Source organism: Fimbriimonadia bacterium (assembly GCA_039961735.1).
Lineage (GTDB): Bacteria > Armatimonadota > Fimbriimonadia > Fimbriimonadales > JABRVX01 > JABRVX01.
The window spans coordinates 90,297-106,295 of record JABRVX010000002.1 but is presented as its reverse complement, the minus strand read 5'-3'; the positions used below and the strand labels follow the sequence as shown (position 1 = coordinate 106,295).

Below are 15,999 nucleotides of genomic sequence, written 5' to 3'. Positions count from 1 at the left end.
ACCGGTGACGCGTTGCCCCATGGCCTCGAACCACCCGTCTAGACGACCCTCTGGGGATGATCGGCTGCCATCAGGGCGATGGCGTACGATGCCATAGCGGAAAGGCCCCGGCAGAATGCCGAGGCCCATCCCACGAGATAGATGTAGGTCTAGTGCACGCCGTAGGTGTACCAATAGCCGAGGCGCTCGGGTTCGCCGCCCGGCCAATTCGACCATGCCTTGGCGTGGCCGTCTACGAAGATCACGGAATGTCCCTGCCTTCGATGGCTACCATACAGCTTGTTGCCCGCTTCGGGCCCAGAGGTAGGCGTATACATGCACAGACAGTAAGGGGCACAGTACCAGCCTGTACGCTTCAAGCCGTTCCAAGTTACACCCGGATCCGACTCGATTGCATTCTCGTTCGAAGGGTCGGGATCACCAGCAACCGGGTCATCCAGCTGCCCTCGGAAAAAACAGCCTTGGTCGTTCTGGCGAGTCGCTTCCTGCCCATTGCGTCGGCCCGTGTCGAAAGCGTAGATAGCCTTCGCAGGCTCCTTGAGCAGGTTCACCGTCTTCATACCCGGTGAGATCACGATGTTCCCCGCATCGTCTCGTAGGGAAAAGCCGGGATAAGACATCGCCCAAGCGCTGGCGATGAACCCATACTGATAGCTCGACGAGGGGCACTTGAAGACGCCGAGGTCCGTCTTGCCTTTCGTCTTGATGTAGGGGTTGATCTTGTTGGTCCAACCCCATATCGACTCCGGTCCGCGGAAGTCGTTGAGAACGATGAAGCGTCCGTCGTGGTTGCTAAGGTAGAGCTCATGCCCTAGGCCAATCTGCTTGGCATTGCTAAGGCACATGGACTGCTTCGCCGCCTCGCGCGCCTGTGCGAACACGGGGAAAAGAATGGCCGCTAGGATTGCGATGATGGCGATAACAACCAGGAGCTCGATGAGAGTGAATGCCCTTCTGACGCGTTTCATGCGAGGGGACCTCCTGCAAACAAGATTATATCGCGGCTTTGACCAAATCTGAACAATGGGACCCGGAGGAACCACGTGAGTCTGCCCGAGATGTATCCGAACCCGAGCCTGAACGACGGCGAGTCCTCTGGGACCACGCCACACTTGGTGGTACTGGAAAGCGAATCCGAGCAGGTATCCTCAGACGATTCTATGAAGGCACCGACCGATCTCACGGTAGCCCGACTCGGTCCCTGCACCGTCGCCTCACCACTCAAGGAGGCTAGCTTCGTGCCGGACGGCGCGCAAGTGCTGTATCACACCTGCCCCGACGAGCTTGCGAAGGCGACGTCCGACGGATCTCCGCCGCCAGCATTCGAGCGTGCAGGGCCGCGCGAAAAGATATACTTCGACCCCAAGAAGCTGCGTTGCGGCATCGTGACCTGCGGGGGACTTTGTCCCGGCTTGAACGACGTAATCCGGGCTCTGGTCATTGAGCTGTGCAACAACTACGGCACGCTCCCGGTGATCGGGTTCCGCTACGGGTACCAAGGGCTCGTCGCCTCCTACGGCCACGAGGTGATGGAGCTGACCCCCAAGAGCGTGGGCGGCATCCAATACCACGGCGGCACGATTCTCGGCTCCTCGCGCGGCCACCAAGACATCGGCGAGATGGTGGACACGCTGGAGCGGATGAACATCCGAGTCCTGTTTACCCTCGGAGGAGACGGCACGCAGCGGGCTGCCGCGCTTATGGCCGAGGAGATCGAACGCCGCGGGCTGAAGATCGGTATCGTCGGGCTGCCGAAGACGATTGACAACGACATCATGTACATCTCGCAGTCGTTCGGCTTCATCACTGCGGTGTCCGAAGCGCGAAGTGTCATCGCGGCCGCGCATACCGAAGCACGGGGAGTGCCGAACGGCATCGGTCTCGTGAAGCTGATGGGCCGAACCTCGGGCTGGATCGCCGCCTACGCGACGCTCGCGAACAGCGAGGTGGACTTCTGCCTGATCCCCGAGCAGCCGTTCCGACTGGACGGCGAAGATGGACTGATGGCCTCACTGGAGAAGCGGCTGCAGAAAAACAACCATGCAGTGATCGTTGCCGCCGAGGGTGCGGGCCAGGATCTCCAACCCGGGGAGCCAGACCACGATGCCTCCGGCAACCTGAAATTGAAAGACGTCGGCGCTTTCCTCCGAACGGCCATCACCGAGTACTTCTCGGCTCGAAACATCACCATCAACCTGCGCTACCTGGACCCGAGCTATACCATCCGAGGAGCGCGGGCCGACCCTTCGGACGCAGTGTTCTGTCAGCTTCTGGCTCAGAACGCGGTGCACGCGGCGATGGCCGGGCGCACGAACATGCTGACCGGCTACTGGAACGGTGAGTTCACGCACGTTCCGCTGCACCTGGTGGTGGGTGAGCGCAAGCAGGTGGACGCGAAGGGCCAGTTCTGGCAAGCCGTGGTCTCGACGACGAGCCAACCCTTCACGATGGGCTACGACCCGGGGTAGTCCTCCCGCCTAGGTCGGCACCAGAGGTTAGTGCCCCCAGGTACACTTCCGGCTATGCCCGTGGTGGTCGCGGAGCACCTCTGCCGCTCGTTCGTGTCCCACAAGAAGGAGCCCGGGACCCTGGGCGCCCTCCGGAGCCTGGTCACCCGCAAGAAGTTCGAAGTCAAGGCCGTGCAAGACGTCAGTTTCGGCATCGAGGAGGGCGAGCTGGTCGGGTTTCTCGGTCCGAACGGCGCGGGCAAGACTACCACTCTGAAGATGCTCACCGGCATCCTGTTCCCTTCATCGGGCGAGGCATCCGTCCTCGGCTACACTCCGTGGAAGCGCGACACACGGATGCTGCGCCAGATCGCGCTGGTGATGGGGCAGAAGATGCAGCTTTGGTGGGACCTCGCCGTCTACGACTCGTTGCGCCTATACAAGGAGCTTTACGAGGTGTCCGAGGCCGATTTCAAGGTGCGACTGACCGAGCTGGCGGAGGCACTGCAGGTCACGGACAAACTTCGCACCCAGGTCCGACGGCTTTCATTGGGTGAACGGATGAAGTGCGAGTTGATCGCCGCGCTGCTCCACCGGCCAAAGGTGGTGTTCTTGGACGAGCCCACCATTGGGCTCGATCTCGTTTCGCAGAAGCGCATACGGGAGTTCCTACTAGAGACCAATCGCCGCGACCACACCACTATCCTGCTCACCAGCCACTACATGCAGGACGTGCAGGCTCTATGCGATCGGGTACTCATCATCGACCACGGGCGACTTCTCTACGATGACCGTTTGGGCAAGCTCCTAAAATCCTACGGCAGCCATCGGTTGCTCAAGCTGCAGTTCGACCGAGCTGTGTCCCCGGAAGACTTGGGCCGGTTCGGGCGCGTGGTACGTCACACGGAGGACGCCGCGGACATCGAGGTGCCACGAGGCGAGACGAGTCAAGCGGCGGCGGGGGTATTGGCGGCTCTGCCCGTCTCGGACATCACGATTGCCGAACCATCCGTAGAGGACGTAATTGCCGAGATCTTCAGCGGTGGAAAAACCCTTCCTGGCGCGAACGGGCCCGAATCGGACACTCCGGGGCCGAACGAGTCGTAGGACTCTAAAGCGCGACAGGCGCATATCCAGATTGCGGGGGGATTCTCGAACATGCTGAGAACTCTGGTAGCCGCCGTGCTGGCGAGCGGCGTTATGCGTGTAGGTGCGGTCCCGAACGTCGGAGACACCGCCCCGGACTTCCAACTTCCTGACCAGAACGGTACCATGCACTCGCTGAAGCAGCTCAGGGGTAACTGGGTCGCCCTGGCTTTCTACCCGAAGTCCATGACGAGCGGATGCACAGTGCAAAACCGCTCGCTCTCGCAGCACCTCGCCGCCTTCGAGAAGCTGGGGGTGCGCGTGTTCGGCGTCAGCGTGAACACCGTAGAGGACCAAAAGCAGTTCTGCGACAAGGAAGGGCTGAAGCACACCCTGCTCGCGGACCCAGACGGGACGGCAGCCACCGCATACGGCGTCATGACGAAGGCCGGAGTCGCCTCACGTACTACGATCGTGATAGCTCCGGACGGCCGGGTCGCCCAGGTGTTCGAGAAGGTGGACCCTGCAAAGGATGCGGAGCAGATCCTGGCGTTCGTGGAGAAGGCGGCCGGACTGCCGGACTTTCAGCTCCAGGAGGCATCTGGCAAGGAGTGGCGGCTATCGGAGGTCAAGGCGGAGAAAGGGATTCTGATTCTCTTCGTCTCCCCGATGTGCCCCGTCAGCAGGGCGTACGACGACCGGATGAACGCAATCGCCGAGGAGTTTTCTGGCAAAGGGTTCGTGATCATCGGCGTGAACTCCAACGCAACCGACCCCGACGCTCAGATCAAAGAGATGGCTGGTCGCATGAAGTTTCCCATCGTGATAGACCGGGAGTCCCGCGTGGCGGACATGTTTCGTGCGTCTCGCACGCCCGAGGTGATTCTGCTGAGCCCGGAACGGAAGCTCATCTATCGCGGGGCGATTGACGATCAGACGGAGCCCTCGAAAGTTACGAAGAACTACCTTCGAGACACGCTCCTGGCAGTTGCGGAGGGCAGGCCCGTGCCCCAGGCGGAGACTCAGTCTTTCGGATGCACAATCAAGAGGGCCGCGAAGAAGTAGACCGGCATTAGTCTTCCTGGCGATGAGGGGGGGCGGCTCCACCTGACCTTCGCCCGCAGAGACGTGTTAGCTCTCGGTTCTGCGGTTGAACTCGTTCATCGTGCGCTCGGGGCCGTCTCGGAGCCACATTCGCACGGCGGCGACCACGCGCTCCAAGACCTCCTTGACCACGGGCTGCTCGTCCCGGTGGAATGCGCTCAGCACATGCTCCACGGTTTGCCCTGGGTTGGCAGGGTCAATTCCGATGCGCAGCCGGGCGAATTCCTGGGTCCCCAGCGTCTGAATGATGTGTTCTAGGCCGCGCTGTCCACCGCCGGAGCCCCGCTGCCGGATACGAATTCGCCCAAGCGGCAGTGCCAGATCGTCGGCAAGCACCAGCAGCCTATCTGGACCTAGGTCGTAGTGTCGGAGGAGAGGCTGGACCGCGTTGCCCGAAAGGTTCATGTAGGTCATCGGGAGGGCGATCACCACCGGGGTGTTCTCGATCTTCCCAAAGCCATATAGGGCCTTGAACTTGCGGGTGCGGAGCTTGATCTTGTGTTTCTCGGCCAATAGAGTGGCTGCGCGGAAGCCGATATTGTGTCGGGTGTGGCTGTATTGCATCCCCGGATTGCCTAGCCCTACGATGAGCCACTCCGGCTGCTCGACCGGTGTGCCACGCCTACCGAAAAGCATGTCTGAAGATTACCCGTGCGGATGGCCATCCCTCTCGGAACTCGCTCCTTCTCGCCCCGGTATACTTCGTTAGCCGAGTTACCCCGAGACGCAGCGTCGGCTGCAGTTCAGCGGCGCCGGACCCCGCGGGCGACACGGCCAGGAGACCGCCCTTGACCACCGTCACGATTGCCAACACTTCCCTGCCGCCACTCGTCGGCATGGATACTCGCACACTGCGCGAGACGGCGAAGCAACTCGGGGAACCGCCGTACCGCGGCGGACAGATCGCCGAGTGGGTGTATCGAAAGGGCGCGCGGAGCTTCGAGGAGATGACCAACCTGCCTGCGAGATTGCGCCAAGGCCTGGCAGAGAGGTATCGCATCTCCGCGCTTACCCATGTCAGCACGCAGGTGTCCACGGACGGCGTGACCAAGCTGCTACTGAACACCTCGCGCGGCGAGGGCATCGAGGCCGTCGCGTTGGAGACGGATGAGTGGATGTCCTCGTGCGTCTCGTCCCAGGTGGGCTGTCCTATGCGCTGTACCTTTTGCGCGACGGGTCTCGGGGGCTACACCACCAACCTCACGGCGGGCGAGATCGTAGACCAGATCTTGCACCTGCAGCACGTCACGGGCAAGCGCGTGGACCACGTGGGCGTAATGGGAATGGGTGAGCCGCTGCTCAACCTCGACGCCGTGCTGGCCGCGCTCCGCATCGCTCACGACGAGCTTGGCATCGGTTACCGGAAAATGCACGTCTCGACCGTAGGCATCGTCCCGAAGATCAGGGAGCTCGCCGAGGCGGATCTGCCGATCAACTTGGCCATCTCGCTCCACAGCCCGACCGACTCGGTCCGAGAGCGCTTGATGCCAGTGAACCGCAAGTGGCCGGTGCACGAGCTGATGCTGGCGGCACGCGAGTACGCCGAGAAGACCGGGCGCAAAGTGACTTTCGAATACCTGATGATCGCGGGCGAGAACGATACGCTGGAGCAAGCGCGGCGGCTCGCTTCGCTGGTCAAAGGCTTCCCGTGCTTGGTCAACCTCATACCCTTCAACTACGTGGACACCGGTCATGGCTATCGTCGGCCCGATTCGCGCAGGGTCCATGCGTTTCGGGTGGAGCTTGAGAAGCATGGCGTGAACGTGTCGCAACGCAAAGAGCGGGGGCACGGCATAGACGCCGCATGTGGCCAGCTCAAAGGCAGACACCAAGGGAAGCCTATCCCACTCGGTTTGGCGCTTCCACCAACTCGATCCGAGGCGTCATGAGGATAGGCATCCTCCTCGGGATCGCCGTTGCTTTGGCCGGATGCGGAGGTTCGGACAGGCACGGAGCTAGGCGAGAGGTCAAGCCGCCACCCACCATCGGCGACGACACGGGCAGCTTCAAGAAGGGCGTTGCAGAGAAGTTCGACAACGAAGGAAGACCCGTCTGGAAATTGTCCGTGAAGAGCGGCTCGGTAAGCGTCTCCGATGCAGGGGCCAAAGGAAGCTTCGAGGAGTTTCAGGGTGGCTTCTACCGTAAAGGGAAGCTCGTCGGTTGGGTGGAAGCGAATGCGGGCGATGCCGATGCGACGTCCGGAATCGTGTCTTGTAGCGGCGGAGTGCGATTCGGAAGCAAGCTGCACCGGACCGAGCTCGTTGCCGAGCGGCTCGAGTGGCGGAGCAAGCAGGACCTCATCATCGCCGCCGGGAACGTTGAGGTTCGACAAGGCGATTTCTACCTAGGGAAGTGCGACGTGGTGTTTGCCGACACTGCCGTCGGACAAGTCTGGATGGATGCCAAGGAGGCGCAGATGACGCTCAAGACCGCGCTCGTGCCGATGCTCGGCGCGGCCGTTGCCGTGATGGGCGCACAGCAGCAGGTTAGGCAATACGGCACGGTAACGCTCAGCGACTTCACTTCATTCCGAATCGATCTCGCCAACATGGACGAGATTGCCGCTGTGTGCAAGGGCAAGCCCGCAAGGCTGGTGGCCTCGGAGCAAGGCGTGGACGTGTCCGCAGAAACCATCGAGGCGGTGATCGGCCGACAGCCGAAGGGGAGCCAGAGCGAGTTCGTGCTGCTCAGGGCTACTGCCACCGGTCGCCTGAAGTACGCACTGACCTACGTTGATACCGCCTTGCGAACGACACCGAGCGCCAAGCCGACGACGGTGACAGGCACCGCTGAGAAGGCGGTCTACGACCGGAAAGCCGGAACGCTGACGCTCAGCGGTCGAGTATTGGCGACGATTAGGGATCCGGAGCGCTTCGAGGATCCCGGCCTGCAGAACGAGGCCGACGAGTGCGTGGTGACATTCGACCCCGCCACGAACCGCGTCCTGTCAATGGAGTTGACTAGTCGAACGGGAACCGGCAAGAGCTCGGGCATTCCCAAAGGCGGGGGCGCACGAAAGGAATGAGGATTCACGCCCAGGGGCTGCGGAAGGCGTATCGCGGACGAGACGTCGTCTGCGGCGTGAACGTAGAGGTCGCCCAAGGCGAGGTCGTCGGGCTGCTCGGGCCGAACGGCGCCGGGAAGACCACCACCTTCTACATGATCGTCGGCGCGGTGCGTCCCAACGAGGGCAGGGTGTTCATAGACGGACAGGATGTAACGCGCTGGCCGATGTACCGACGCGCTCGCCATGGGATGGGCTACCTACCGCAGGAAGCCTCTGTATTCCGCAAGCTCTCGGTCCTCGAGAACCTGCTGTTGGTTCTCGAAATGCGGCCGATGTCGCACCGAGAGCGACTGCGAAAAGCGGAAGAATTGCTCGAAAAGTTACACATAACTCAACTCCGAAAGCACCTCGGACTGAAGCTCTCGGGCGGTGAGAGGCGGCGGGTGGAGATTGCCCGCGCCCTGGCGTGCGAACCGAAGTTCATCCTGCTCGACGAGCCCTTCACTGGTATTGACCCAAAGACCATCGAGGAGCTTCAGGAGATCATCGGTCGGCTGCGAGAGGACGGGATCGGCGTGCTGATCACCGATCACAACGTCTCGGCGACTTTCCGCATAACGGATCGGTTGTACATCCTGGTGGACGGTCACATTATCTTCCACGGCACTCCGGACGAGGCGGTGGAGAACGAGATGGTGCGCAAACACTATCTCGGCGGGAGCATGGACTAGTGCGCTTGCGCCTGCCCCTTTCAGACGCTCTGATGCTCCGCGAGATCATCGGCCCTTTCGTTTTCGGTGTAGCGTTGTTCTCCATGCTCGGGATGTCCATCACCTACCTCTTCACCTTGACGGACTACGTGGTGAGGGGTGTTGCCCCGCTCATGGTCGTCGAGATGAGCTTGATGCTGCTGCCGGGCATGATGACGAAGACGTTGCCCGCTGCGATGCTGCTCGCCTCCTTGCTGGCCACCGGACGCATGTCGGGCGATAGCGAGGCGACTGCGCTGTTCGCGGTGGGTGCCAATTTGTGGCGCGTGATTCGAGCCATCGCATACATGGGACTTGGGGTCAGCATCTTGGCTATAGCACTGACCGAGTATCTGGTCCCGCCCTGTGCCGTCCGAGCGCACAACCTGAAGTTCGCGATTCTGGAGCAGCTCGAGAAGAACCCCCTGAACTTCGCTTCGTTTCCCATCTACGACGGCAGGCGCATCGAGTACATCGTCGTATCGCGTGATGCCGATTTCGCACGTCGTACGTTCTGGGGGACGAACATCATCCACTACCCGAAGGGCAGTGCCAAACCGGACATGTATCTCTACGCCACCGAGGCAGTATATCGAGGCGGCACTTCGCTAAGCCTGAGCAGGGTGACGATGTTCCTACCGAAGGAGGACGGACCAGAGCAGCGGTATCTCGAAGCGCTCGAAGTGCCATTGTCCGGTCCATCGCTCAAGCTCGAGTCACTCTTCCGCAACTTGGAGCGTCAAACGATTCGGGACCCGGATGCCACGAACATGAAGGCCACCCTCGAAAAGATCGCCGACATGAAGCGCGTGGGTGCAGAGGGGCCAGAGGCGATACGTAATCTGGAGATGGGGTTCTACAATAAGATCGCATACCCACTTGCGACGGTGATCTTCGCGCTGGTGGGGGCGCCGCTGGGCATACGTCAGTCCCGGACGAGCAATGCGGTGGGATTCGCCATCGCGCTAGTGATCATCTTCGGGTACTGGCTGTTGTCCAGCTACATGGCAGTACTCGGTCAGGGAGGCGCTATCAAGCCCATTCTCGCCAGCTTCGGCGCGAACATCGTCGGACTCGTTTTCGCAGTGGGATTACTGATTCATCGGAGTAGGTAACAAGCAGACTGGGGCGCACGGATGTATCAATGGCCTATTTGGATAGGGATTATGCTGATATGCGGGCTCATCGCGTACATGGGGGACGCGTTGGGTCGCAGGATGGGCAAGAAACGGCTAACCGTTTTCGGCTTGCGACCGAAGCGGACTGCCGTGCTGGTTACCACACTAACCGGCTGCTTCATCTTCACCGTCACACTTGGTAGTGTTATCACGCTGAGCAAAGAACATCGCGAATGGGTGCTTCGCGGTGTCGAGACGGTGCGCGACCTGGAGACTCGAAAGGCCGAGCTGAGGGAGAAGACTACCGAGCTCCGTCGTCTCACCACAGAGCTAGAGCAGACGACGGAGGAACTGGACAATCTACGTGCTGCCATCCGAGACGCGAACCGCGCGTTGGAGACCGCAAAGAACTCGCTTCGGGAGGCCGAGAGCGACAGGCGGCGGATCGAACGAAGCTTGCATCTTGCCACTCGGCAGCAGGCTGCGCTTCGGGCCCGAAACGAAACGATTGAGAAGCACCTGGATGCAGCGCAGCGGAACCTTGCCGCAACCACACAGGACCTTCATGCGCGCAGCGCCGAGGTCCGAGAACTGACTGCACAACGAGAAAAGCTCTCTGCCGACGTGCAGGCCCTCTCTGGCCAACTGACCACCTATCGCGAGGAGACCGACACACTCGCCAAGCAGAACGAAGTCCTAGCTAGGGAGAACCTGGCGCTGGAGAAGGACAGGGAGCAACTTCAGCGCACGCGGAGTGAGCTGCAAGGGGAGGTGGCCGACCTCACATCGCGCCTCGGCATGCTGGGAGCAGAGCTTACGGCTGCAACGGGTGCATTCGGGCGAACCGCAATCAAGTTCCGCACCGAGCCGATCCTGTTCCCCATTGGAAGGGAGGTCGCGCGACTGCCGGTGACGGGCGGCGGCGACATCGCGGACAACGTGCTCAAGATAAGGTCCCTGCTGGATCGAGCGCGAGAAGTGGCAAAACAGGAGGGTGCGTCTCCGGGTCCGGATGGCGACTACGTGACGATGCTGGACAGCTTCGCTCTGAGCGACCAGGGACACCTCGTTCGCATCCCTGTCGAGAAGGTGACGGAAGCGATGGCCGAGGCACTTGTCAATACGCCCGGAGACACCGTACTCATCGCCTCGGCCGCCGTCAACACCGTGGCGGGCGAGCCCCTCGTCGTCGGTCTCGAGATTTTGCCGAACCCGGTGGTGTTCCATGCGGGAGAAACGGTAGCCTCGGTCCAACTGGACAATCAGCACACCGACGAGCAGCTGATGGGCGAGTTGGTCCAGTTCCTGCGAGACGACCTGGCCACGACTGCGCGGGAACGCGGTATGGTCCCCATCGCGGGACGGGGCGAGACGATTGGCGAGGTGACCTACGGCACGCTGCTGGACCTGATCAAGCGCATCCGCAAGGCCGGGAAGATGGTTAATGTGACCGCAGTAGCAAAGTCGGAGACGCGAGCGGCGGACCGATTGGAACTGCTTTTTGGGGTGAACAGGCTCTGAAGAAGTTTGTCGTGCTCGCGGTAGACCCAGGAACCGACAAGTGCGGAATCGCCGTCGCCCGTGTCGAAGACGATCAGCCAGTACAAGTTCTCGACCGAAAAGTTGTACAAATCGGACGACTCGCCGACACGGTTGCTGAAATGGTGGAGCAGACCCAGCCCGACGTCCTGGTCGTTGGAGGTGGTACGGGCTCGCGGGCGGTCGTCCGAGCAATCGAGGCGCGCTTGCCCGAATCCGGCATCCTTGTCGTAGACGAGAAGCACTCCACCGAGCGGGCACAGCGACGATACTGGGAGTTGACGCCGCGCCGGGGCTGGCGCAGGTTCGTCCCGAAGGGACTGCTCTCTCCGCCCGAGCCGATTGACGACATCGCCGCACTCGTTCTGGCGGAAGACGTCTTGCGCAACACAGCAGAGGAGAACCGGGCACCCGAGAAGGCGTAGACAAGGGCCAATTCTCTCCGTTATACTACCGGGCGAACAGCGGGCTGACAGCCCAGCCACCTGGCTGTACCACTCTCGGCGCCGGGGGACCCGGCGAGTGCGGAGAATCGGACGAGCCGCCGCCCTGCGCGCTGAGCGTCCAAGGAGGGACCGGATGAACGCCAGACTCTTCGCTCTGTGCGCACTCGCACTGATCTTTGGGGGTGTCCCCGCCACTGCCCAGCAATTCCCAGACGTGCCCGAGCATCATTGGGCGTACGACGCCATCGCGCAACTCAAAGCCTCGGGCGTGCTCGCGGGATACCCCGATGGTACCTACGGAGGCGGACGACCCCTCACACGATACGAGTTCGCGGCTGCAACCAGCCGCGCTTACCGAAACCTGCGCGACCTGCTTCAAGCTCGTGAGCGGGGCGTCGCGCGGCTCCAGGAACAACTCGCCCAGTGGAAACCTCCCGCTGGAGCGAAGGGTGAGGTCACCAAGGCCGAACTCGACGAGATGAAGACCCAGCTCGAGGGGCTACGAAAGCAGATCGGTGATGTGCGCGCCTATCGCGCCGACATAGATGCGATCAAGAGGCTGACCGAGGAGTTCAAGGGAGACCTCGCGGCGCTCGGTATGGACGTAGAGGAGATACGCGGGTACCTCCGCTCGCTGGAAGACCGGGTGACGGCACTCGAACAGCGCAAGCCCCCGATCGCCATCGGTGGCGAGTATCACGTCATCGGCTTCGGTGGCCACAGCCGAGACGGGCGAATCGGTGTCAGCCAGTCGGGCAACCTGATCGGTTCCGATGGCTCCGGCAACCCGGTCGGGCTCCCCGAGGACCTGCACCTGATGCACGAAGCCGGGCTGAGCCTTAGCGGTGAGTTCGGACGCGCTCGAATGGACGCGGAGTTGCTCGCTTCCACGTTGGTCGGCTACGAAGGGGGCGGCTTTGCCGTGCTGACCCCGGGAGAGCGCCGCGAAGAAGGCCCTACAGACCTGTTCCTGCACCGGTTGGAAGCTTCGTGGGAAGACCGCTGGTTCGGCGCTCCGATGAGCGTGCGTCTCGGTCGTCTCGGCTTCGGGAGTTCCAACTACCTGGCATTCAGCCGCATCGACCCCGACCCGTACATAGACATCGAGCGCTGGGACAACGGCAACTGGTACTTCGACGGGGGCATCCTCACGTTCGGCCTCGGTGACGTGGAGCTTGCGTTCCACGGAGGACGCTCTGCGCGACGCGGCAGCGTGCAGTCCGGCAGCCTGTATCAGATGAGCGTCGGCAGACTGTTCGGAGCTTTCGAGTTCGGCGAGCGGCCCGGCAACGTGGATGCGAGCGTCCTTGCAGTGGACCGCCATGTCGGTGTCGAGGCAACCTACACGTTGCCGAAGAACAGCCACGTCGCCGCGCAGTACCTGATCTTGGACGGCGAGGAGTCGGGGAACGGCATCCAACAGGATAGTCCGTTCAACCGTCAGATTGTGATGGGGGTGGACACGGTGCTGAACCTGACCGACCGTCTCACCTTCTACGGCGCACTCGCAGACTCGGACTTGTACTACAACGACCACTCGGTCCAGACGGCACACAACTACGCCTACGACTTCGCTCTGGAGTACCACGAGGGCGACAAGTGGTGGCTCGGTTTCGGCTACCGATTCGTCGCCCCGCTGTTCTCGGCCCCAGGCTCTTGGGACCGTCTGGGCTACTGGTACAACCCCAACGACGTAAAGGGATTTGGAGGTTGGGGCCACTACAGGCTGGCGAACGGTGCAGGCATCTGGGTGACCGGCCAGTTCCTGACCGGAACCGAGTTGCTCAGCGATGCCGGCGGAAGCCACTCCATCGGCCTGATGAACGAGGACGACATCACGGCGCTGGCCGCGTACCTGCAGTGGCCGATCAACCACCGGTGGTCGCTCCTTCTCGGTTGGGAAGGAGTTTTCTGGAAGTTCGCCGATCGCCCGGACCTGGAGTTCGGGGGCGGCGACGTTGACGAGAATTACTATACGGCTGAGTTCAGCTACGACATGGGTAAGGACACGCGGTTCAGGCTCGGATATCAGGTCACGAGCTACCGAAACAAATCCGGGTCTTCGTTCCTGAACCCGCCCGGAGTGGGCACGGAAAGGGCCGACGGTGGCCTGTTCTACAGCCAGTTCAGCGTAAAGTTCTGACCCGATTGCGAGCGGAGAACGTCTAAGTGGACGGCACGAGCCCCGTTCGATTGACAGGGCTCAGCGAACGGGGTATAGTGCAAGTTGTACCTGTGGAACGAGTCCAGCAAGACTCGACCGACCATTTGACATTGATGATCGTTAGTCGGCGGTCCGCTGCCGGAACGGAGCAAGGTGCGAAGGAAACCTCGGAAGGCTTCCGCCGTTCCGTTGAGGCAGGCCGTGACCGGCCGCGGTACTGAAAACCTCAAGGAGGAGAACGGATGAAGCGAACGCTGAGTTACTTATTCGGCGTAGTGCTGATGGCTGGGCTCTATATTCCCGCCACCGCACAGAACTTCCCGGACGTCCCCGAGTACCACTGGGCCTACGAGGCCCTGGAGACCCTGAAGAACGACGGTCTCCTGGTGGGTTACCCGGACGGCATGTTCCGGGGCGCACGTCCCATGAGCCGCTACGAGTTTGCAGTGGCCATGAACGCTGCGTACCAGAAGCTCAAGTACATGTTCGATGGCCTCCAGAGCCGGATTGACGGCCTGCAGAGGCAGATCGACGCGCTTCCTAAGGGAGGCGGCGGGACGCAGGGAGACTTCGCCAGCAAGGCGGACCTCCAGGCTCTCCGCGATCAGCTCGAAGCCTTCAAGAACGATCTTTCCGGGATGAAGAACTGGAAGAACGACATTGACGCGCTTCGCGAGCTGATGAACACCTTCGAGCAGGACCTCGCATCGCTCGGCGTAGACGTCGAGGCGATGAAGAAGGACCTCCGCTCCATCGAGGATCGCGTTGCCGCGCTGGAGGCGCGCAAGCCCGCCGTTGACATCCACGGTACCGTGGACATCGGCGGTCGCGCAGGCCACAGCCGCGACCACGAGATCGGTGTGGACTGGAACGGTGCGTGGGTCGGCGCGGACCTATCGGGCGATCCTGTGGGCGTCACTCGCGACCTCCACGTGATGCACGAGCTGGGCTTGATCTTCTCCGGCACCTACGGCCGGGACGTGAACATGACGGCCGAGCTGGTGGTCGGCAACCTGCTTCCCTTCGAGGGTGGCAACATGACCACGCAGTTCGCCGGTGCCGGCCGCAAAGAAGAGGGCAACACCGACGTGTGGCTGCACCGCTTCGAGGCTGCATGGAATTCGTCCTGGTTCGGCGCACCAGTCAACCTTCGTCTGGGCCGCATCGGTCACCAGATCAATCCGTACATCCTGAAGCGACAGGACGTGGATTACTACTGGGATTCCGATCGCTGGGACAACGGCGATTGGATGATTGACGGCGGTTCAGTGGACTTCGATTGGTCGAACTTCAGCCTCGGCTTCTACGGTGGCAAGGTCAGCAATCGAGGTTCCGCGCTCAACAGCGGCGTGTACGACATGTGGGTGGGTAACACCACAGTCATCCCGAGCGTGGGAACCCGCCCCGGCAACTACACTCCCGGCCTCATGGTCGTGGACACTATCCTCGGCGCCGAGGTCGGCGTCAATCTCGGCCGCATCGGAACCGCCCGGGCAACCTACAACCTACTGGACGGCCCGGACACGGCAAGCGCCGCCAACGGCGTACTGCCTGCGTTCACGTTCAACCGACTCCAGCTTTGGGGCGGTGAGTTGGACATCGAGTTTGCGAAGAACTTCCGCCTCAACGGCTACTTCGCGAAGTCGGACTACTTCCAGAACGATGACTCGCAGGTGGATGAGGACAACTGGCTGTGGGACGCTGCTCTCAGGTACGCAGGCGATCGGTTCAATGTATTCGCCGGCTACCGTGAGATCGGCCCCTGGTACGGCGGTCCCGGCTCGTGGGGTCGCATCGGCTATTGGAACAACCCGACAGACATCAAGGGCTTCCATGCCGGCGTGGACTTTAGGGTGAACGACGACATCAGCCTTTATGCAACCGGTGAGTTCTACACCGGTTCGGATCGGGCCGACTTCGGCGGCACCGTGTTCGGCATCTCAGAGGATGACAAGGTCAATCGCATCCAGGCCGGTATCGGGTTCAAGTTCGCAGAGAACTGGCATCTCGGTCTCGGCTGGGAGGGCGTGTTCTGGGACCTGGACGAGACCAGGTTCGAGCTCGAGAGCGGCAAGATCGACGAGCATTGGTACACCGCCGATCTGACCTACGACCTGGGCGAGAACACGACCTGGCGCTTCGGCTACCAGATCCTCGACTACAAGAACAAGACGGGCGATAGCTTCTTCAACACGCCGGGTAACCCGAACGTGAACGCGAAGAGCGGCCTGTTCTTCACCCAGTTCTCGATCAAGTTCTAAGGCATTCGCTTGAAACGGCCCCGGCCTCATGCGCCGGGGCCGTTGTCCTGCCACACTTTCACGCCACCCGGCGTAGTA

13 protein-coding genes are annotated in these 15,999 nt (G+C 61.7%); 11 read left to right on the top strand and 2 right to left on the bottom strand.

Annotated elements, in window-relative coordinates:
* Window positions 1–149: 149 nt before the first annotated feature.
* Complete coding sequence (locus HRF45_00690) at window positions 150–968, bottom strand: prepilin-type N-terminal cleavage/methylation domain-containing protein (protein MEP0765047.1); 819 nt, start codon at window positions 966–968, stop codon at window positions 150–152.
* 192 nt (window positions 969–1,160) lie between these two features.
* Here HRF45_00690 and HRF45_00685 point away from each other — a divergent pair, with 192 nt between their 5' ends.
* The 3 genes from HRF45_00685 to HRF45_00675 are packed head-to-tail and all read left to right on the top strand — an operon-like array spanning window position 1,161 to window position 4,598.
* A complete protein-coding gene (locus HRF45_00685) occupies window positions 1,161–2,468 on the top strand; it encodes an ATP-dependent 6-phosphofructokinase (GenBank protein ID MEP0765046.1) in 1,308 nt (435 codons plus the stop codon).
* A gap of 54 nt (window positions 2,469–2,522) precedes the next feature.
* Window positions 2,523–3,554, top strand: coding sequence for an ATP-binding cassette domain-containing protein (locus HRF45_00680; GenBank protein ID MEP0765045.1), 1,032 nt, complete (start codon window positions 2,523–2,525; stop codon window positions 3,552–3,554).
* 51 nt (window positions 3,555–3,605) lie between these two features.
* Window positions 3,606–4,598, top strand: coding sequence for a redoxin domain-containing protein (locus HRF45_00675; protein ID MEP0765044.1), 993 nt, complete (start codon window positions 3,606–3,608; stop codon window positions 4,596–4,598).
* 66 nt (window positions 4,599–4,664) lie between these two features.
* Here HRF45_00675 and HRF45_00670 read toward each other — a convergent pair whose 3' ends face one another.
* Window positions 4,665–5,273, bottom strand: a complete 609-nt coding sequence (locus HRF45_00670; GenBank protein ID MEP0765043.1) for an aminoacyl-tRNA hydrolase — start codon at window positions 5,271–5,273, stop codon at window positions 4,665–4,667.
* 200 nt (window positions 5,274–5,473) lie between these two features.
* On the opposite strand from HRF45_00670, the gene rlmN reads away from it, so the two are divergent.
* The 8 genes from rlmN to HRF45_00630 all read left to right on the top strand — a co-directional run bounded on the left by rlmN (window position 5,474) and on the right by HRF45_00630 (window position 15,921).
* Complete coding sequence (gene rlmN, locus HRF45_00665) at window positions 5,474–6,526, top strand: 23S rRNA (adenine(2503)-C(2))-methyltransferase RlmN (protein ID MEP0765042.1); 1,053 nt, start codon at window positions 5,474–5,476, stop codon at window positions 6,524–6,526.
* Window positions 6,523–7,662 carry a hypothetical protein gene (locus tag HRF45_00660; protein ID MEP0765041.1) on the top strand — a complete coding sequence of 380 codons (1,140 nt, stop codon included), beginning with the start codon at window positions 6,523–6,525 and terminating at the stop codon, window positions 7,660–7,662. Before rlmN ends, HRF45_00660 begins: the two co-directional genes overlap by 4 nt.
* Entirely contained in the window at window positions 7,659–8,375 is a 717-nt protein-coding gene (lptB, locus tag HRF45_00655) for an LPS export ABC transporter ATP-binding protein (protein MEP0765040.1), read from the top strand. The genes HRF45_00660 and lptB overlap by 4 nt, the downstream gene beginning before the upstream one ends.
* Window positions 8,375–9,508 (top strand): YjgP/YjgQ family permease, encoded by a 1,134-nt coding sequence (locus tag HRF45_00650; protein MEP0765039.1) that lies wholly within the window; start codon window positions 8,375–8,377, stop codon window positions 9,506–9,508. Before lptB ends, HRF45_00650 begins: the two co-directional genes overlap by 1 nt.
* Window positions 9,509–9,559: 51 nt before the next feature.
* Entirely contained in the window at window positions 9,560–11,032 is a 1,473-nt protein-coding gene (locus HRF45_00645) for a DUF3084 domain-containing protein (protein ID MEP0765038.1), read from the top strand.
* 11 nt (window positions 11,033–11,043) lie between these two features.
* Window positions 11,044–11,475 carry a Holliday junction resolvase RuvX gene (gene ruvX / locus HRF45_00640; protein MEP0765037.1) on the top strand — a complete coding sequence of 144 codons (432 nt, stop codon included), beginning with the start codon at window positions 11,044–11,046 and terminating at the stop codon, window positions 11,473–11,475.
* A 154-nt stretch (window positions 11,476–11,629) separates the two neighbouring features.
* Window positions 11,630–13,639: an S-layer homology domain-containing protein gene (locus HRF45_00635; GenBank protein ID MEP0765036.1), complete on the top strand. Its 2,010-nt coding sequence runs from the start codon at window positions 11,630–11,632 to the stop codon at window positions 13,637–13,639.
* 263 nt (window positions 13,640–13,902) lie between these two features.
* A complete protein-coding gene (locus HRF45_00630; GenBank protein MEP0765035.1) occupies window positions 13,903–15,921 on the top strand; it encodes an S-layer homology domain-containing protein in 2,019 nt (672 codons plus the stop codon).
* The last annotated feature ends 78 nt before the right edge of the window (window positions 15,922–15,999 follow it).